The 18,515-nt window shown below is 70.0% G+C and carries 19 protein-coding genes; 13 read left to right on the top strand and 6 right to left on the bottom strand.

What is annotated here, in order from left to right; genetic code table 11:
- Positions 1-42: 42 nt before the first annotated feature.
- Positions 43-804 carry a ribonuclease T2 family protein gene (locus ACPCHZ_RS14260; protein WP_423485297.1) on the top strand — a complete coding sequence of 254 codons (762 nt, stop codon included), beginning with the start codon at positions 43-45 and terminating at the stop codon, positions 802-804.
- A gap of 57 nt (positions 805-861) precedes the next feature.
- On the opposite strand, the gene ACPCHZ_RS14255 is transcribed toward ACPCHZ_RS14260, so the two are convergent.
- Positions 862-1,827: a DMT family transporter gene (locus ACPCHZ_RS14255; protein WP_423485296.1), complete on the bottom strand. Its 966-nt coding sequence runs from the start codon at positions 1,825-1,827 to the stop codon at positions 862-864.
- Positions 1,828-1,857: 30 nt separating this feature from the next.
- On the opposite strand from ACPCHZ_RS14255, the gene ACPCHZ_RS14250 reads away from it, so the two are divergent.
- Positions 1,858-2,292 (top strand): nitroreductase family deazaflavin-dependent oxidoreductase, encoded by a 435-nt coding sequence (locus ACPCHZ_RS14250; protein ID WP_423485295.1) that lies wholly within the window; start codon positions 1,858-1,860, stop codon positions 2,290-2,292.
- Here the strand turns inward: ACPCHZ_RS14250 and ACPCHZ_RS14245 are convergent.
- Complete coding sequence (locus ACPCHZ_RS14245) at positions 2,258-2,866, bottom strand: TetR/AcrR family transcriptional regulator (protein ID WP_423485294.1); 609 nt, start codon at positions 2,864-2,866, stop codon at positions 2,258-2,260. The genes ACPCHZ_RS14250 and ACPCHZ_RS14245 overlap by 35 nt on opposite strands.
- A gap of 98 nt (positions 2,867-2,964) precedes the next feature.
- Here ACPCHZ_RS14245 and ACPCHZ_RS14240 point away from each other — a divergent pair, with 98 nt between their 5' ends.
- Positions 2,965-3,960 carry an SDR family NAD(P)-dependent oxidoreductase gene (locus ACPCHZ_RS14240; protein WP_423485293.1) on the top strand — a complete coding sequence of 332 codons (996 nt, stop codon included), beginning with the start codon at positions 2,965-2,967 and terminating at the stop codon, positions 3,958-3,960.
- Here ACPCHZ_RS14240 and ACPCHZ_RS14235 read toward each other — a convergent pair.
- Positions 3,953-4,474, bottom strand: coding sequence for a YdcF family protein (locus ACPCHZ_RS14235; protein WP_423485390.1), 522 nt, complete (start codon positions 4,472-4,474; stop codon positions 3,953-3,955). The two genes, ACPCHZ_RS14240 and ACPCHZ_RS14235, sit on opposite strands and share 8 nt — an antisense overlap.
- Before the next feature lie 173 nt (positions 4,475-4,647).
- On the opposite strand from ACPCHZ_RS14235, the gene ACPCHZ_RS14230 reads away from it, so the two are divergent.
- Positions 4,648-5,070, top strand: coding sequence for a pyridoxamine 5'-phosphate oxidase family protein (locus ACPCHZ_RS14230; RefSeq protein WP_423485292.1), 423 nt, complete (start codon positions 4,648-4,650; stop codon positions 5,068-5,070).
- A 3-nt stretch (positions 5,071-5,073) separates the two neighbouring features.
- Here the strand turns inward: ACPCHZ_RS14230 and ACPCHZ_RS14225 are convergent, their stop codons facing one another.
- Positions 5,074-5,805 (bottom strand): DUF3060 domain-containing protein, encoded by a 732-nt coding sequence (locus ACPCHZ_RS14225; RefSeq protein ID WP_423485291.1) that lies wholly within the window; start codon positions 5,803-5,805, stop codon positions 5,074-5,076.
- A gap of 151 nt (positions 5,806-5,956) precedes the next feature.
- Between ACPCHZ_RS14225 and ACPCHZ_RS14220 the strand changes: the two genes are divergently transcribed.
- The 3 genes from ACPCHZ_RS14220 (at position 5,957) to ACPCHZ_RS14210 (ending at position 7,121) form a co-directional block, all read left to right on the top strand.
- Positions 5,957-6,175, top strand: coding sequence for a hypothetical protein (locus tag ACPCHZ_RS14220; protein WP_423485290.1), 219 nt, complete (start codon positions 5,957-5,959; stop codon positions 6,173-6,175).
- 45 nt (positions 6,176-6,220) lie between these two features.
- Positions 6,221-6,679, top strand: coding sequence for a carboxymuconolactone decarboxylase family protein (locus ACPCHZ_RS14215; RefSeq protein WP_423485289.1), 459 nt, complete (start codon positions 6,221-6,223; stop codon positions 6,677-6,679).
- A gap of 121 nt (positions 6,680-6,800) precedes the next feature.
- A complete protein-coding gene (locus ACPCHZ_RS14210; RefSeq protein WP_423485288.1) occupies positions 6,801-7,121 on the top strand; it encodes a hypothetical protein in 321 nt (106 codons plus the stop codon).
- On the opposite strand, the gene ACPCHZ_RS14205 is transcribed toward ACPCHZ_RS14210, so the two are convergent.
- Positions 7,122-8,342 carry an acetyl-CoA acetyltransferase gene (locus ACPCHZ_RS14205; RefSeq protein ID WP_423485287.1) on the bottom strand — a complete coding sequence of 407 codons (1,221 nt, stop codon included), beginning with the start codon at positions 8,340-8,342 and terminating at the stop codon, positions 7,122-7,124. It lies immediately after the preceding gene.
- Between the two features lie 52 nt (positions 8,343-8,394).
- Between ACPCHZ_RS14205 and ACPCHZ_RS14200 the strand changes: the two genes are divergently transcribed.
- The 3 genes from ACPCHZ_RS14200 to ACPCHZ_RS14190 all read left to right on the top strand — a co-directional run bounded on the left by ACPCHZ_RS14200 (position 8,395) and on the right by ACPCHZ_RS14190 (position 11,647).
- Positions 8,395-9,876, top strand: coding sequence for a carotenoid oxygenase family protein (locus tag ACPCHZ_RS14200; RefSeq protein ID WP_423485286.1), 1,482 nt, complete (start codon positions 8,395-8,397; stop codon positions 9,874-9,876).
- Positions 9,873-10,817 (top strand): winged helix-turn-helix transcriptional regulator, encoded by a 945-nt coding sequence (locus tag ACPCHZ_RS14195; protein ID WP_423485285.1) that lies wholly within the window; start codon positions 9,873-9,875, stop codon positions 10,815-10,817. The genes ACPCHZ_RS14200 and ACPCHZ_RS14195 overlap by 4 nt, the downstream gene beginning before the upstream one ends.
- 74 nt (positions 10,818-10,891) lie before the next feature.
- A complete protein-coding gene (locus ACPCHZ_RS14190; RefSeq protein WP_423485284.1) occupies positions 10,892-11,647 on the top strand; it encodes an SDR family oxidoreductase in 756 nt (251 codons plus the stop codon).
- Positions 11,648-11,650: 3 nt separating this feature from the next.
- Here the strand turns inward: ACPCHZ_RS14190 and ACPCHZ_RS14185 are convergent, their stop codons facing one another.
- Entirely contained in the window at positions 11,651-12,079 is a 429-nt protein-coding gene (locus ACPCHZ_RS14185) for a PPOX class F420-dependent oxidoreductase (protein ID WP_423485283.1), read from the bottom strand.
- Between the two features lie 61 nt (positions 12,080-12,140).
- On the opposite strand from ACPCHZ_RS14185, the gene ACPCHZ_RS14180 reads away from it, so the two are divergent.
- The 3 genes from ACPCHZ_RS14180 to ACPCHZ_RS14170 all read left to right on the top strand — a co-directional run bounded on the left by ACPCHZ_RS14180 (position 12,141) and on the right by ACPCHZ_RS14170 (position 18,514).
- Positions 12,141-14,924 (top strand): helix-turn-helix transcriptional regulator, encoded by a 2,784-nt coding sequence (locus ACPCHZ_RS14180; RefSeq protein WP_423485282.1) that lies wholly within the window; start codon positions 12,141-12,143, stop codon positions 14,922-14,924.
- A 41-nt stretch (positions 14,925-14,965) separates the two neighbouring features.
- Complete coding sequence (locus ACPCHZ_RS14175; RefSeq protein ID WP_423485281.1) at positions 14,966-17,770, top strand: helix-turn-helix transcriptional regulator; 2,805 nt, start codon at positions 14,966-14,968, stop codon at positions 17,768-17,770.
- A gap of 126 nt (positions 17,771-17,896) precedes the next feature.
- Positions 17,897-18,514: a sigma-70 family RNA polymerase sigma factor gene (locus ACPCHZ_RS14170; protein WP_423485280.1), complete on the top strand. Its 618-nt coding sequence runs from the start codon at positions 17,897-17,899 to the stop codon at positions 18,512-18,514.
- The last annotated feature ends 1 nt before the right edge of the window (position 18,515 follow it).

Below are 18,515 nucleotides of genomic sequence, written 5' to 3'. Positions count from 1 at the left end.
GCCCGGGATTGACCTGCTTTTCCCTGCCTAGAAGGGTGCGCCATGCGGCGAGGCGACGCAGCCGTATTGTCGATTTCCGCGGCGCTGGCCGCGGTGGTCGTCGCTGCCGTCACCTACAGCGTGACCGTACTCGACCGGACGCCGAACCCGTCGGCGCTGGTGTCCGACGACACCGCCGCGAGTTGGCTGGTGCTCACCTGGGCGCCGAGCTTCTGCACCGTCGAACCGCAGAACGACGCATGCGAGACCGGCGAGGTCGACACGGTGGGCCGGACGCTGGTGCTGCACGGCCTGTGGCCGCAGCCGCGTGACCGCCAGTACTGCGGTCTGCCGGAGCAGTTGCGGGACAGGGAGTCCGAGCTGCCAGCCGTCGAGTTGTCGAGCGATACCCAGGACCGGTTGCGGTCGACGACGGTCGACACGGCGGCGCTGGTGCACCACGAGTGGTACACCCACGGCACGTGTTCGGGGCTCTCGCCGGACGCCTATTTCGGCGATGCGACGACGCTGACCGACGAGGTGCGCGAGGTCCTCGACCCGGTGCTGCGCGACGCGCCGGGTGGACGGCTGACGCTGGCCGCAGTCCGTTCACGCATCGACGACGCGTTCGGCGCCGGGGCGGGCGAGCGGGTCGGGCTGGGCTGCCGGAATGCGGCCGGCGCGGGAGCCGTCGTCGTCGACGTGCGGCTGTCCCTGCCGCCGGTGGTCGCGCTGCGGGACTCAGACGGAACCGTGTCGCTGGCGGACTCGCTGCGCGAGGGCCCGCCGATGCCCGCGCAGTGCAGGCACGGCAGCGTGCTCTGAGGCTGCGTGCGTCAACATATGTTGACGCGCGCGAGATGTTTGTGTCCCGAGATCTGCTCAGCGACTGGCGGAGTCGTCGACCGCGGGTGCCGTCGTGCGGCGGCGGGTGAGTGCGACACCGGCCAACGCCAGCGCGCCGCCGACGAGTGCGAGCACGGTGGGGATCTCTCGCAGGAACACCCACGAGACGGCGATCGCCACCGCCGGAACCGCCAGCGTCGTCGCGGCCACCGCCCCGGCGTTCGTGCGGCTCAGAGCGAAGGCCCACGTCGTGAATGCCACGGCCGTCGGCCCGATGCCGAGATACACCGCGCCGGCCACCGCGCCCGCGGAGGCCGAACGCAGTTCGTCGATCGCCTGCGGGGCGAAGGGGAGTGTCGCCACCATGCCCACCACGCAGCCGAGCCAGGTCGCGGTCATCGCGTCGACTGTGCGAAGCGTGACCTTCTGCAGCAGCACACCCGCCGCGTAGAGCACCGCGGCAAGTAGCCCGAGAATCACGCCCAGCCAGTCGTTCTCGGCGCCTCCCGAGCTGGACACCGCGATCAGCGCGACACCGAGAAAAGCGATGACGATCCCCGCGACCAGTTGCCGTGGGAACCCCTCGCCGAGGAACAGTCCCGCGAACACCGCGACGATGACAGGGGCGAAGTTGACCAGCAGGGCGGCGGTTCCGGCGTCGAGATGCTGTTCGGCCCAGTTCAGGACGGCCGTATAACCGGCGAACCACAGCAGTCCGTAGCCCGCGATCAGAGCCAGCGCCCGGCCGCGGGGAATCGACACGCGGCGGTAGGCGAGCGCGATGCCCACTAACAGGACGGCGCCGACGACGAGGCGCACGAACGCCAGCGGCCCTGGCGACAGCTCCGTGCCGACAGCCCGGATGACGACGAAGGCCGATCCCCACAGCAGGACGGTGGCGACGGCGGCGGCGATCGCGAGCCGGTCGGCGGTGTCGGGGTGCACGGCCAACTCCACCACGGCCGGTGACGAGGCGACAAATGGTTTTGTGCGCGCTGGCATGCGTCAAGCGAGCCGTGCCACCATCGAGGTATGGCCGACGACGACATGCAGTCCGAGCGCGAGTTCAACCGACACAACATCGAGGAGTTCCGCAACAACGGCGGCAAGGTGGGCGGCCAGTTCGAGGGCTTCCCGCTCATCATCATGACCTCAACCGGCGCCAAGTCCGGCGCCGAGCGGGAGAACCTCATCGCCTACTTCGACATCGACGACAAGCTCTATGTCGTCGGCTCCGCCGCAGGCCGCGACGCCAGCCCGGCGTGGGTGTTCAACCTGCGCGCGAACCCCGCCGTCACCGTCGAGATCGGCGACAACCCGCGCAGGCCCTACACCGCCCACGAGCTGGCGCGCGACGAGCGCGACCGTGTGTGGGAGATCGTCAAGGAGCGCGCGCCCGGCTTCGCCGAGTACGAGAAGCGCACCGATCGCGTCATCCCGATCTTCGAGCTCGCGCCCGTGGCCTAACGCCTAGCCCGTCGAGGAACAGCTCGACCATCCGTTGGACGTGGCCGGTGCTGCCGTCGGGTCCGGGCAGGGTCAGATTGCCGACGGCGTAGAGCAATTCGAGCGCTGTGACGTCCTCCCGCACCTCGCCCGCGGCGATGGCTGACGTCAACAACGTCTCCAGCGCCGGCCGTAGCCGCTCGTCGAAGTAGCCGGGCAGTGCGTCGAACGCGGGGTCACCCGAGTGCAACGCCGCGGCCAACCCCTGCTTGGTCGCGATGAACGAGGAGTAGCGCCGCAGCCACTGCTTCAGTGCCTCGGCGGGGCCGTACTCGGCCGCCAAGGCGGGTGCCGCGTCTGCGCAGGCGTCGACCTCATGGCGGAAGACCGCCACCACCAGATCCGAGCGCTGCGGGAAGTGCCGGTACAGCGTGCCGACTCCGACGCCGGCGCGGGCGGCGATGTCACGCACGGGCGCGTCGACCCCAGACTCGGCGAACACCGCCGTGGCCGCCTCGACGACGGCCGACAGGTTGCGCTGCGCGTCGGCGCGGACCCGGCGAACCCCACCCGGCACCGCATCGTCGCCCGTCACCGTCACTCCCTTGCCTAAACGGAACTCAGTTCCGTATAGTTCTGGATCGTTGTTCCGTTTTCCTATCGTAGGGCACGCGCCCAGTTCTGGAGACACCCGTGTCCCACAAGCAGCATCCCCTCGGCTCCGGCTTCACCGCCGCATCGACCGCCGACGACGTCCTCGCCGGCATCGACCTCGCCGGGGTCAACATCGTCATCACCGGCGGCCACGTCGGCCTCGGTCTGGAAGCCACCCGCGCGCTGAGCAGGGCGGGCGCCACCATCACCGTCGGCGCCCGCAGTCCGGAACGGGCTGCCACGTCGCTGGCCGGGCTCGAGCGCGTCGATGTCGCACCACTCGACCTGCTCGACCCGCCGTCCATCGACGCCTTCGCCGCCGCCTACGTGAACTCCGGGCGCTCGCTGCACGTGCTGATCAACTGCGCCGGCATCATGGGCGGCGACCTGGTGCGCGACGCGCGCGGCTACGAAGCGCAGTTCGCCACGAATCACCTCGGCCACTTTCAGCTGACCCTGGGCTTGCTCCCTGCGCTGCGTGCCGCCCACGGTGCACGGGTGGTCAACGTGTCCTCAGGCGGCCACATGCTCTCCGACATTCGCTGGGATGACCCGCATTTCACCACCGGGTATGACGGCATGCTCGGCTACGGCCAGTCCAAGACGGCCAACGTCCTGTTCGCAGTCGAACTCGACCGGCGCTGGGCCGCCGAGGGGATCCGCGGCTACGCGCTGCACCCGGGCATCGCGTTCGGTACGAACCTCGGCCCGTCGATCACCACCGAGGAACTGCAGGCGATGGGCGTCCTCGACGACAGCGGACAGCCAATCATCGACCCCGACCGGGAACTCAAGACCCCGCAGCAGGGCGCCAGCACCATCGTCTTCGCCGCGACCAGCCCACTGCTCGACGGCGTCGGCGGCGTCTATCTCAAGGACAACGACGTCGCGCCGCTCACCGAAACACGCATCGATGATGCGTGGGGCAAGGAGCCGCTCATCATGCCCGGCGTCGCGTCCCACGCCGTCGATCCGGAGTCCGCGCAACGGCTCTGGACCCTGAGCGAGGAACTGATTGCTCGGGCTGCTAGCTGATGCCGATGAACGGGCTGATCGCGTCGCGGGCGAACTGGAAGACATTGGTCTGCGGGCTGCCGTCCGGGTAGCTCACGGTGGCGAGCACGTTCCCGCCGGCGTCGATGAAGTTCGTGTCCGCGCGGTCCTGATGCGTCGACGACGTCACCAGTATGATTCCCGTCGCTCCGGCCTCCTTGGCCAGCGGCACCGAGAACCGGGCGTTCTGCACCGTGCTGTTCGCCCGGTCCTCGACAATGATCCGGTTCGGTGGCAGCCCGAGCATCGTCAACATCTGCCGCATCTGCGCCGCCTCGGTCACGCCGTTGCGCGGATTGCCGCCCGTCACGATCACCGGCGACTGCGGAAAGAACTGCGCCACCGTCAAACCCGTGAGCACCCGTCGCCGCAGGATCGTGCGCATCGACCCGTCCGGGTTCAACCCATAGCCGAGGATGACGATCGCCGGCTTCCGGAAGTCCTTCGTCGCGGCCGCAGGCTGGGCTTGCGCCACCGGCGCCGACACGTCACCCATCAACGCGGCAGCCGCCAGCGCGACCGCGCCCACGGCGGCCTTCCACCCGTTCCGCACCCGACCTCCCCGACACGCCGACCTGATGATCTTGACAGTTACTGGTGATGTGATCGTGCCTGCAGTGGCTGCTGTTACACAGGAATGAGATCGGCGCCACAGTCGTTGGCACCGGCATGGCGAAGATGACGAGCGAGGAACGTGAAAGCTACCTGGCCGAACTGCACGTCGGGGTGATCGGCGTCGAGCGGCCTGACCGCGCGCCACTGGTCGTGCCCATCTGGTACTGGTACGAGCCGGGCGGCGAGGTCGTGCTGTGGACCGAGTCGAACTCCGTCAAGCTCAAGCTGATTCGCGACGCCGGCCGCTTCGCCATCACCGCGCAGGACGAGCAGCCGCCGTATCGCTACGTCACGGCGGAAGGCGACGTGACCGGCATCGAGTCCGCCACCGACGATGCCGTGCGCAAGATCGCGATCCGCTACCTCGGCGAAGGCGAGGGCAACCAGTTCACCGACCAGAACCTCACCGACACATCGGTGCTCATCCGGATGCGGCCGACGCGCTGGCTCAGCACCGACTACACCAAGGAGGGGTGAACGTCAGCCCTGCCTGATGATGTTCGAGTCGGTCACGAAGCCGATCTCCGGCGACCCCGACTTGTAGATGATCGTGTTGTCGAAGCCTGAGGCGCTGATCTGAGCCGACGAGTCGACCGTGATCTCGTTGTTGACGCCCGACGCGATCACCGCCGCGCATTCGCCCGTGATCGTCACGATGTTCGCCACGCCGCTGACGTTCACGGTGCCGTCGTCGCAGGTGACCGTTGCGACGGTCTGCACCCCGGACACGTTCACCGTCTCGCCCGGGCCCGCCTCGAGCGTCTCGCTGGTTCCCGGCATCCCCGGTAGCCCGGTCGGGATCCCGCTCGGCAGCACCGGCATCGACGGGATCTGCGGCATTTGCGGGATCTGCGGCTCGTCGAGCAGACCGCCGCCGCCGGCGACCGTCGGGTTCCCCGCCACCGGTCCGTCTGCGTCTCGCCCCATCGCGTACCAGATCAGGACGCCGGCGCCCGCGGCCGCCATCAGGAGCACGATCGCGACGAATGCGAGGACGCCCGTCTTCTTCGCCGCTGCCGGCGGGCCCATGCCGTAGGGCGTCGGGTAGCCGGGCGGGGGAGGAGGCGGCGGGTAGTACTGCGGGGTGGTGTACGGCTCCGTGGGGTACGGCGTCGAGTAGGCCTGTGTGCCCAGCTCAGAGTTGTAGGCCCGGTCGGCCAACGGACGCTCGAGGTCGCGAATCCGGGCTTCCGGGTCGTCGTTCGGGTCCATAACCGCAGATGTTCCCACATCTAGATCAGCGGCGGGGCTGAAGCGCTTGCCGGACTGTTCATTCCGGCGGCAACATCCTTAGATGAGCTAGTTGTGATCCTCGTCACGAACACGTTTAATTGTGTTCGCCACCACAACGGAAAGGCCGCTGATGGACGCCCTGAACCCCGGGTCACTCTCCTCGCACTCAGTTGCTGGGCACGACCGCGCCCCGCTGGATCCGCGCTGGGTGTTCGGCTTCGTCCTGGCGATCATCGGCGTCGTCGCCGCGATCTCCGGCGTGGTGCTGGCCGTCATGATGGGGCAGACCACCGTCGCCATCATCATCGGCATCGTCGCCGGCGCGTTCTTCGCCCGCATCGCGGTTTAGCCACGCTCGCCTGCGCTGCGGGCAACTCTGCGTAGCATCGGCGCGGTGGACACCGCGCACCTGCACATCGACAAGCAGACCCCAGACGCCTACAAGGCGCTGATCGGCGTCGCGACCAGCGTCACCTCAGCGGCCAAGGACGCCGGCATGTCGCGCGGCCTCATCGAACTCATCAACGTGCGGGTGTCGCAGATCAACGGCTGCCCGTCCTGCCTCGAGGTACACGTCCGCCGCGCCAGTGGCGCCGGCGTCACCGTCAAACAGCTTGCGACACTGTCCGTCTGGCGCGACACCGAACTCTTCGACGACCGTGAGCAGGCCGCGCTCCGCCTCGCCGAGCTCACCACCACCCTGCCCGACCACGACACCGCCGAGCGCGAATACGCCCGCGCGCGAGAGGTTCTCAGCGACGACGAGCTCTCCGCCGTCATCTGGGTCGCCACCGCCATGAACGCGTTCAACCGGGTGTCGATCCTCAGCCGGCACCCCGTCAAGCCCGACTAAGGGCGAGCAGATGAACGACCGAGGGTTTCCGCGTGTCCTCGCGCGGTCAGCGCGCGAGGACACGCCGAAATCGCAGGGCTACTTCGCGCGTCATCCCGATGCGCTCCCGTGGGCGTACGTGGTGACAGCGCCGCTGCTGTGGCCGGCGATCTTCCTCGGCGCTGTGTCGCTGACCCGTGGCGGTGGGGACTCGTGCGACCGGGTCTATGACGGTGACTGGGCGTCTCGCGATGCAGAGTTCCGCGCCATGCAGATGATGCAGGTAATCGGATCGGGGGTAATGATCGCGATCGGCTGTGCGTTGATCGCAGTCCTCATCGCCCGCCGCCGGCGGATCAGTCGGATCCGGCTCACGCTCGCCATTGTGGCAACCGCCGTGATGATCCTCGCGTACCTCGGCATGATCGCCGTGTCCGGCTACAGCACCGACTGCCTGGTGTGACTAGTCCGCCGCGCCCACCACGAAGCTGATCGTCGTCGCCGTGCTGCCCCCGAAGTTGAGCGTGCCGAACGTCCGGGCACCCTCGACCTGATACTCGCCAGCCGTCCCGCTCACCTGCTTGGCGGCGTCGACCAGCATCCGCACTCCGGTCGCGCCGACGGGATGGCCGCCACCGATCAGGCCGCCGCCCGGGTTGATCGGCAGCCGTCCGCCGAGTGCGATGTCGCCGTTCTCGATCGCCTTCCACGATTCGCCCGGGCCCGTCAGGCCGATGTGGTCGATCGCCATGTACTCACTCGGCGTGAAGCAGTCGTGCACCTCGAAGCCGTCGACGTCATCGAGACTCACCCGCGCCCGACCGAACGCGTCCTGCACCGTCGCGTGCACGTGCGGCATCACGTACGGCGACTCCGGATCGCGACCCAGCTTCTGCGCCAGGCCCAGCCCGACCGTGCGGTGGCCCCAGCCCCTGATCCTTGCCAACGGCCGCATCGCCGGATGCGCTCGCAGATAGGTATCGGTCACCACCACCACACCCGCGCCACCGTCGGTCAACTGCGTGCAGTCCGACCGCCGCAGCCGCCCCTCCACCCGCGGATTCGCCTCGTCGTCATCCCCGTCGACCGTCAGGTCCGGCAGCGACCACGCCCGCGTCTGCGCATTCGGATTGCGTTTGGCGGCATCGAAGTTCGTCGACGCAATCGCATGCAGATGCGTGTGATCGAGCCCCCACCGCCGGTCGTACTCGTCGGCCACTCGCGAGAACACGTACGCCCACATGTTGTCCGCGTCGACGTTCTCGTGTCCGGTCCAGGCCGCCGCTCCCAGGTACTCCGCGCCGACCCGGCCGGGCACCGTCTTCTCCAGCTCGAGGCCGACGACGAGCGCCACCTCGTGAAACCCTGCCCGTAACTCCGCGACCGCGCCGAGCACCGCCGCGCTGCCCGAGGCGCACGCCGCCTCGTGCCGCGACGCGGGCACACCCCACAGCTCGTCGTTCACCGTCGCCGGCATCGCACCGAGATGGCCCTGAGCGCTGAACATCTCGCCGAACGCGTTGCCGACGTGCACCGTCCCCACGTCGCGGCCACTCAGGCCCGACGACGCCAGCGTCCCGTCGACCACCTCGCGCGCCAGGTCGGCGAAGTCGCGGCCCTCGCGCGTCAGGTTGCGGGCGAAATCGCTCTGGTACGCCCCGATGATCCAGATGTCCTCAGCCATGCCCCTATGGTTCAGTTGACAGAGTGACTCTGTCAACCATAGTTTGAGGCGCATGCGGGTCGAACTGCTCAACACCTACGCGTCGACGCTGCCTGCGGACGACGCCCACCGCTATCGCACCGGGCCGTGGCGCCCTCAGCTCAACGAGTGGCGCGCCGACGACCTCGACGTGGTCCAGGGCGAGATTCCCGCCGACCTCGACGGCGTCTACCTGCGCAACACCGAGAACCCGCTGCACCCGCCGATCGAGAACTACCACCCCTTCGACGGCGACGGCATGATCCACCTCGTCGAGTTCCACAACGGAACGGCCAACTACCGCAACAGATTCGTCCGCACCGACGGCTTCCTCGCCGAACAGGACGCCGGCGAGTCGCTGTGGGCCGGCTTCCTCGAGATGCCGGGATCGGCCAAGCGCGACGACGGCTGGGGCGCCCGCACCCGGATGAAGGACGCCTCGAGCACCGACATCGTCGTGCACCGCGGCATGGCGCTGTCGAGCTTCTACATGTGCGGCGACCTCTACCGCGTCGACCCGTTCACCGCCGACACCGCGGGTAAGGAGGACTGGGTCCCCGAGTGGGGCGTCTCGGCGCACCCGAAGGTCGACCCCGTCACCGGCGAACTGCTGTTCTTCAGCTACAGCAAGGAGGAGCCGTACCTGCGCTACGGCGCCGTCGATAAAGACGGCAACCTGCTGCACACCACCGACGTCCCGCTGCCCGGACCGCGCATGCCGCACGACATGGCCTACACCGAGAACTACGTGATCCTCAACGACTTCCCGCTGTTCTGGTCACCCGAACTGCTCAAGCACGACGTGCACGCCCCGGCCTGGCATCCCGACCTGCCGTCGCGCTTCGCCGTCGTCCCGCGCCGCGGCGACCAGTCGAAGGTCATGTGGTTCGAGACCGCCCCGACCTACGTGCTGCACTTCACCAACGCCTACGAGGACGGCGACGAGATCGTTCTCGACGGCTTCTTCCAGGGCAACCCGTCGCCGTCGACCAAGGGCGCCAAGTCCCTGGAGGACGCCGCCTACCGCTACCTCGCGCTCGACGCCTTCGAGTCCCGGCTGCACCGCTGGCGGTTCAACCTGACGACCGGCGCGGCCACCGAGGAGCGCCTCGGTGACCACCTCACCGAGTTCGGCATGATCAACGGCGACTACCAGACCCGCGACTACCGCTACGTCTACGCCGCCACCGGCCAGCCCGGTTGGTTCCTGTTCGACGGCCTGGTCAAACACGACCTGCACGCCGGCACCGAGGAGCGGATCACGTTCGGCGACGGGGTGTTCGGCAGCGAGACCGCGATGGCGCCGCGGGTCGGCTCCACCGGCGAGGACGACGGCTACCTGGTCACCCTGACCATGGACATGAACCACGACGCCTCCTACTGCGTGGTCTACGACGCCGCCCGCATCGGCGACGGCCCCGTATGCACGCTGCGGCTGCCCGAACGCGTCTGCAGCGGCACGCACTCCACCTGGGTGGCAGGCGCCGAGCTGCGGCAGTGGCACACCATGCGATGAGTTCGCCCTTCGAGCTGCGGGCCGGCGACACCAACGCCATCGGGCGAGCGCTCGCCCTGCTCGGTGACGAGTGGACCCTGCTGCTGGTGCGCGAATCACTGATGGGCGCAACCCGATTCAGTGACTTCGCGGTGCTGCCGATCTCGAACGCGGTGCTCACCGGCCGGCTGCAGGCCATGGTCCGCGACGGGCTGCTGCAGCGCGAGATCTACCAGCAGCAGCCGCTGCGCGCCGGATACGTGGCCACGCCGGAAGGCCGCGCGCTGTGGCCGATGCTCGTCGCCATCTGGCAGTGGGAACGCACGTGGTCCGAGCACCGCGCCGACGCCCTGCCCGACATGCACCACCGCGACTGCGGCCACGACTTCTCACCCGTCTTGCACTGCGCGCACTGCGGGCAAACCGTCGAGTCGCAGGACATCACCGGGCGGTGGGGACCGAGCGGCGGCTGGCAGCGCTCGGTGCCGCGGGCCGTCACCCGCCGGCGGACGGGCAGCGATCCCGCGGGACTGTTCCCCGACACCATGGCCATCGTCGGCAACCGGTGGTCCTCGGCGGTTATCGGCGCCGCGTTCCTCGGCACCCGCCGGTTCACCGACTTCCAGAACCGGCTCGAGGCGCCCGGCGCGCTGATCGCCGACCGGCTCCGGGTGTTCTGCGACATCGGCGTGCTGCAGGCCGCCGCCCACCCGAAACGCGCCGACTGGTCGGAGTACCACCTGACCCCGAAGGGACGGGCGTTCTTCCCCGTCGTCGCGACGGCCATCCACTGGGCGCAGGCCCACTACTCGTCACGGGAGGGACCGGCGCTGCTGCTCACCCACGACGGTCACGATTTCGCGCCACAGCTGGCGTGTGACCAGTGCTCGGCAGCGCTGACGGGCAACAGCATTCAGGTGCGGCCGGTGGACGGCGACGCCGTAGACCTCGGCTCGGCCTGACACCGCGGGATGAATCCGCGCACGGCCATCCGTTCTGGCGGTCGAGAAGGACCCACAGCGGAAGGAACGCCATCATGAAGATCGTCGTCATCGGGGGGACCGGCCTGATCGGCCGCAAGGTCGTGCAGGACCTGACCGAACACGGCCACGACGCCATCTCCGCCTCGCCCAGCAGCGGCGTGAACACGGTGACCGGTGAAGGCCTCGCCGACGTCTTCACCGGCGCCGACGTCGTGGTCGACGTCTCCAACTCTCCGACCCTCGACGACGCGGCGATGGACTTCTTCACCACCGCGACCACCAACGTGCTGGCCGCCGAGGCCGAGGCAGGCGTGAAGCACCACGTGGCGCTGTCGGTGGTGGGCACCGACCGGCTGGCCCCGCAGAGCGGCTACTTCAAGGCCAAGCTCGCCCAGGAGAGGCTGATCGTCTCTGGCGCAACGCCATACACGATCGTGCACGCCACCCAGTTCTTCGAGTTCGTCGGCACCATCGCCGACTCGGCGACCGAAGGTGACATCGTCCGGCTGCCGAACGCCAAGTGGCAGCCGATGGCGTCGGCCGACGTCGCCGAGGCCGTCGCGATCGCCGCCGCGGGCGCACCGCAGAACCGCATCGTCGAGATCGGCGGACCCGAGCGGTTCGGCCTCGACGAGCTCGTCCGCATCTCGCTGGCCGCCAAGGGCGACCCCCGCACCGTGGTCACCGACCCGGCCGCGCGCTACTGGGGTGTCGACATCGACGACGACACGCTGGTGCCAGGCCCCGGCGCGACTCTGTTCGACACCCGCTTCGCCGACTGGGTCCGCGAGACCGTGGCCGCCCGGTAGCCGTCAGTCGGCGACGTCGAACGCCGCGATCACCTTTGTCGGGGTGATTCGGACGACGAGCTCGCCAGGCACGCCGTTGCGGGCCCCGTACTGCGGACCGAGTTCCTCGCCCATGTAGCGCGTCGCGATCCGCGTCGCGATGTCGAGGATGTCGGGATCGTCGTCGGTGAGTGCCGCGATCCCCTGGACCTGGACGAAGGAGAACGGCGGCCTCTCGTCGTCGACGACCAGCACCACCCGCGGATCACGTTGCAGCGCTCGCCCCTTCGCGGTGTTCTTCCCGGTGTTGATCACCAGCTGCCCGCCTTCGACGAGGAACCAGACGGGTGCGATGAGGGGCCGGCCGTCGGCCGCGACATAGCCGAGCTTGCCGGTGCGGGTGCCGTCGGACAGGAACGCGATGACCTCGTCGCTCAACGAATCGGATGCCATCTGGCCATGATGCCCGTTCCCCGCTACCGCTATCCGCGAAACGAAACCTACGATGGCGCGGATGGCGAAGACGACTCGCGGTCGAGGACTGCGCGGGCGTGGCGGCGAATGCGAAGAGCTTCGTCGTCTGCTGTCGAGTGCGCGATCGGGTAGCGGCCAGGTGCTGGTACTGCGTGGCGAGGCCGGTGCGGGCAAGACCGCACTGCTCGACCACCTGATCACGCAGGCCCGCGACTTCAGCGTCACGCACGTCGCGGGCGTCGAATCGGACATGGAACTCGCCTTCGCCGGCCTGCACCAACTCTGTGCCCCGTTGATGTCGCACGTCGAGAGGCTGCCCGAACCGCAGTGTGACGCGCTCGCTGTGGCGTTCGGTCGCGGCGTCGGACCGGTACCCGACCGCTTCCTCGTCGGCCTGGCGGTGCTCAGCCTGCTGGCGACGGCCGCTGAACAGCAACCGCAGCTGTGCATCATCGACGACGTGCAGTGGCTCGACCAGGTGTCGACGCAGGTGCTCGGATTCGTCGCGCGGCGGCTGCTCGCCGAACCGGTGGCGCTGGTGTTCGGGGCCCGTGAGCACGGCGCCGAGGTGCTGCACGGATTGCCCGAACTCGCCGTCGGCGGACTCTCTGACAGCGACGCCCGCGAACTGCTCGACAGCGTCGTGCTCGGGCGGATCGACGAGCGGGTGCGCGACCGCATCATCGCCGAGACCCGCGGCATTCCGCTGGCCCTGCTCGAGGTGCCGCGCAACGTCTCCGCGGCCGAACTCGTCGGCGGCTTCGGCACATCGCCCACCCGCCCGTCCGCGGGCCATGTCGAGGAGAGCTTCGTCCGCCGCATCGCGTCGCTCCCTCGCGACACCCGGCTGCTGGTGCTCGCCGCGGCCGCGGAACCCATCGGCGACGCCGGATTGCTCCTGCGCGCCGCCGCGGAACTGAACATCCCGGTCGACGCGCTGGCGCCTGCCGAGGCTGCCGGCGTCATCGAGTTCGGTCCGCGCATCCGGTTCCGTCACCCGCTGGTGCGGTCCGCCGCCTACCGCGCGGCCGAACTGGCCGACCGCAGGGCGGTCCACCGCGCACTGGCCGACGTCACTGATCCGCATCTCGACCCGGACCGGCGGGCATGGCACGCGGCCAACGCCGCCGCGGGTCCGGACGACGAGATCGCCGCCGAGCTCGAGGCGTCCGCCGGCCGGGCGCATACCCGCGGCGGGATCGCTGCCGCTGCGACCTTCCTCGAGCGCGCCGTCGCCCTGAGCGCCGATCCGCACCTGCGCGGTGCCAGAGCGCTCGTCGCCGCCAGGGCGAAACGCGACGCGGCCGCCTACGAAGCGGCATACGATCTGCTCGCGATCGCCGAACTCAGCCCGCTCAGCGAGTCGCAGCGAGCCGAGATGGCCTGGCTGCGCGCACAAATGGAGTTCGCTCGCGGTCGTGGCGGCGAGCCGGGGGCGCCGCAGATCGCCACGGCCGCCGCGCAACTCCTCGACGCTGCACGGCGATTGGAGACGATCGACGACCAGTCGGCGCGCGAGGCGCACCTCGAGGCGCTGGCGGCGGCGATGTACGCGTCGCAGTGTGCGCCGCCGGGTGCACTCGTCGCGGCCGCCGAGTCGGTCCGGCATGCGATCAACGGGGTGGCCGACCCACACCGCCCCGCCGACCTCATGCTCACCGGCTTGGCCGACCTGATCACCGGCGGCCTCACCGAAGGCGCCGACCGGCTGCGCACCGCGCTCGAACACTGGTGCAGTCATGCGCAGCGCGACGACGGCGAGGCGCTGCGGTGGTTGTCGCTCGCGTTTCCCATCGTCCAGGAATCCGCGACGGGCGAACTGTGGGACGACGAGGTCATGCACCGCCTCGCGACGGCCATGGTCTGCAACGCGCGCGACGCCGGGGCGCTCGCCACGCTGCCGTCCGCCCTCGCGTTCCGCGCCGGAGTGCACGTCCTGGCCGGCGAATTCGACGACGCGGCAGCGTTGTTGGAGGAGGCCGAGGAGATCTCCGCGGCGACGAATCACAAGCCGGTCAAATATCACCGGTTGCACCTGTCGGCGTGGCGTGGGAATTCCGACGAGACCACGGCGCTGATCGAGGTCGCCACCGACATGGCCACCGCCAAGGGCGAGGGCCGGCTGCTCGGACTCACCGGCTACACCGCCGCCATCCTGCACAACGGTCTCGGCCAGTACGAGGAAGCGTTCGCCGGCGCGCGCCGGTCCTGCGCGAGCGACGATCTCGGCTTCTCCGGCTGGTGCCTGCTCGAGCTGACCGAGGCCGCGACGCACCTCGGCGAACACGATGCCGCCGAGGAGGCGGTGCAGCGGCTCGAACGACGCGCAGGCGACAGCGGCACCGACTGGGGGCTCGGCGCGCTGGCAGGCGCCCAGGCCCTGCTGGCCGACAACGAGGAGGCCGACGCGCTGTTCACCGAGGCCATCGAACGCCTGGAGCGCACGCGGGTGGTGACCCAGCTCGCGCGCACCCAATTGCGGTACGGCGAATGGCTGCGCCGCAGCCACCAGACGACGGAGGCGCGACAGCATCTCGGGCGTGCGCACGAGACGTTCAATCGGATGGGAGCGCAGGCGTTCGCGGAGCGTGCCCGCCGCGAGCTGATGGCCGCAGGAGAGAAGGTGCGCAAGCAACCGATGCGCTCGGGCGACGAGCTCACGGCTCAGGAATCGCAGATCGCCCGGCTGGCCGCAGACGGTCTCACCAACCAGGAGATCGGCGCGCAGTTGTTCCTCAGCACGCACACGGTGGAATGGCATCTGCGGAAGGTGTTCGTCAAGCTCGGCATCAGCTCGCGCCGACAGCTGCGCACGATGACGTAGCCTCTGCGCTTCCCGGTAGGGTCGTCGCCACGGTGGACGCGATGGCAGGCAGAGGTCGAGGGCAGCGGTTGCGCGGACGCGCCGGCGAGTCCGAGGCGCTGCGCGCACTGCTGGCGAGCGTCCGGTCCGGCAGCGGCCAGACCCTGGTGCTGCGCGGGGAGGCCGGAGTGGGCAAGACCGCCCTGCTCGAGCATCTCGCCGACACCGCCGCCGGATTCCGCATCGCCCGAGTTGCCGGCGTGGAGTCCGACATGGAACTCGCCTTCGCGGGCCTGCAGCAACTGTGCGCGCCCCTGCTGGGCCACCTCGGCTCGCTTCCCGAACCCCAACGCGAGGCGCTCGACGTCGCCTTCGGCCGCGGCGTCGGCCCGACCCCCGACCGGTTCCTGGTCGGGCTGGCCGTGCTGAGCCTGATGGCTGCCGCCGCCGACGACCAGCCCCTGCTGTGCGTCGTCGACGACGCCCAGTGGCTCGACCAGGTGTCGGTGCAGACGCTGGCGTTCGTCGCGCGCCGTCTGCTGGCCGAGCCGGTCGCCATCGTGTGCGCCGCGCGCGTCGAGGGCGCCGAAGCGCTGGCCGGCCTGCCGGAACTCGCGGTCGGCGGCCTGTCCGACAGCGACGCCCGCGATCTGCTCGACTCGGTGATGGTTGGCCGCATCGACCCCCGGGTGCGCGACCGTGTGGTCGCCGAGACCCGGGGCAACCCGTTGGCCCTGCTGGAAGTGCCGCGCAACAATCCGGCGTCCGAACTCGACGGCGGTTACTTCAACGTCGGCGTCGGCCGTTCGGCGGGCCAGATCGAAGAAGGCTTCATCCGCCGAATCGAGACGCTGCCGCCCGAGACCCGTACGGTCCTGCTCCTCGCGGCCGCCGAGCCCGTCGGCGACGCCGCTGTGTTCCTCAGCGCCGCAACCTATCTCGGGGTGCCGGTCGATGCGCTCGGCCCCGCCGAGGCCGAAGGGCTCATCGAGTTCGGTGGCCGCATCCGGTTTCGCCACCCGCTGGTCCGCTCGGCCGTCTACCGCGCGGCCGATCTCACCGAACGCCGCGCCGTGCACCAGGCACTGGCCCTCGCTACCGACCCGGAGCTCGACCCCGACCGCCGCGCCTGGCACGCCGCCACCGCGGCCACCGGACCCGACGACGCCGTCGCCGCGGAACTCGAAGCCTCGGCCGACCGGGCCCAGAGCCGCGGGGGCATCGCGGCCGCGGCGAAGTTCCTCGAGCGCGCCGCCACCCTGACCGCCGACCCCGCGCACCGCAGCGCCAGGGCGCTGGCCGCCGCCCGCGCCAAGCGCGACGCCGCGGCGCCTGCCGCCGCACACGAACTGCTGTCCATCGCCCAGCTCGGACCGCTGACCAATCTTCAGCAGGCCCAGGTCGCTCGGCTGCGCGCGCAGATGGAGTTCGTCCGCGCCCGTGGCGGGGACACCGGCGCCAAGCGGCTGGCCGACACCGCACCGGCGCTCCTCGACGCCGCCGAGCAATTGGTGGGCGTCGACGACTTCTCCTCTCGCGAAAGCTATCTCGAGGCCATCGCCGCGACCATGTTCGCCGGGCGGCTAGGTGACCCCCGCGCGCTCGCCGAAGCCGCCGCGGCCGCCCGCGCCGCGATCGGCGACGCCGAGGAGTTCCCGCGGGCGGTCGACTATCTCCTCCGCGGGTGGGCGGTCCGCATCACCGATGGCGTGCAGGCCGGCTGCCCGGCGCTGCGCATCGCACTGGACCACATGTGCGTCCAGGCCCGCGCCGATGACGTGCACGTGCTGCGCTGGCTGGTGCCCGCGTTCCCCGTGCTGCAGGAGTCCGCGGCCCTCGAACTGTGGGACGAGGCGCTGCTCGACGAACTGTCCGCCACCGCCGTGCGGCGCGCGCGCGAGGCCGGGGCGCTGGCCGGCCTGCCGCAGACACTGGGATACCGGGCCGGCTTCCACCTGCTGACCGGCGAATTCACCACGGCCGCAACACTCATCGAGGAAGCGCAGTCGATCATCAGGTCGACCGGCTACTACTCGCCGATCACCCACCAGTCCATGCTGCTCGCCGCATCGCGGGGGGTGGCGGCAGATGCCGTCGACATGTTCGAGGCCACCACCGCCGAAGCCGGCGCCCGCGGTGAAGGCCGGCTGCTCGGTGTCGTCGGCCACGCCGCGGCGGTGCTGTACAACGGCCTCGGCCGCTACGAGGAGGCGTACGCCGCGGTCAGCGACGCCGCCGCCCACGAGGACCTCGGAACCCACGGCTGGGCGCTGTTCGAACTGGTCGAGGCGGCCGTGCACACCGGTGAGCGGGCGGCCGCCGCCAGGGCGCTGGACGCCCTCGAGGAGCGCACCCTCGCCGCGGGCACCGACTGGGGACTCGGGGTGCTGGCCAGCACGCGGGCCCTGCTGACCGACTCCGCGGACGAAGCCACCGTCGACGCCCTGCACACCGAAGCCGTCGAACGGCTCACGCGCACCAAGGTCGTCGTCCACGTGGCGCGGGCCCAGCTGCGGTACGGGGAGTGGCTGCGCCGCGTGAACCGTCGCATCGACGCGCGCAGGCAGCTCAACGCCGCGCACGAACTGTTCAGCCGGATGGGAGCCCAGGCGTTCGCCGAGCGGTCGCGGCGCGAACTCCTGGCCACCGGTGAGAAGGTGCGCAAACAGCCGGTCGCCTCCGGTGACCAGCTGACCGCGCAGGAGGCCCAGATCGCCAAGCTCGCCGGCGAGGGCCTGACCAACCAGGAGATCGGCGCGCAGCTGTTCATCAGCACACACACCGTCGAGTGGCACCTGCGCAAGGTGTTCGTCAAGCTCGGCGTCACCTCGCGCAGGCAGCTGCGCACCGTCTCGTGGGCCGGCTGACACCCTGACCCCGTGGTATCCACCACGGACCACTGACCACGGACCACGGGTTTCCAAGGGTCCCCCCGGACCCCGCAGCCGCGAGTCTGAGTAGGACATCCCATCCCACTCACTCGGAGGTTCACCGTGAAGGTCGTAGCGCCCGGCACCACCGCGACGGTCCGGCCCGACGCCGAGCTCGCCGCCCACTTCTCCCAGGGCGTGGAGCCGCTCCACGACGTGCTGCTCCGCGGCGCACGCAGATTGACGCACAACGACGCCGACGCCGAGGACCTGCTGCAGGACACCCTGCTGCACGCCTTCGCGGGATTCCACAACTTCCGGCCCGGAACCAACCTGCGGGCGTGGCTGTTCCGGATCCAGTACAACCGCTGGGTCAGCACGTACCGCAGCAAGCAGTCGCGGGTCACCGAGACCGCGTTCGACGAGATCCACGACTGGGACCTGGCCGCCAGCGCGTCGCACGAATCGCTCGGGCTGCGGTCGGCCGAGGACGAGGTGCTGGATCGACTGCCCGACAACGATATTCGGGCTGCATTGCAGAGCCTGCCCGAGGGGTTCCGTGCCGCGGTGTACTACGCCGACATCGAGGGCTACACCTACGCCGAGACCGCCGTGCTGATGGGCGTCCCGATCGGCACCGTCATGTCGCGGATCTACCGCGGCCGGGAACGGCTGCGCGTCGCGCTGGCCCACCGCGGCCCACGTGTCGACGCCGCAACCGGCCAGCAGACCGCCGCCTGAG

Source organism: Mycobacterium sp. NPDC050041, assembly GCF_049541695.1.
Taxonomy (GTDB): Bacteria; Actinomycetota; Actinomycetes; order Mycobacteriales; family Mycobacteriaceae; genus Mycobacterium.
This window is presented reverse-complemented; position numbering and strand designations above follow the sequence as displayed.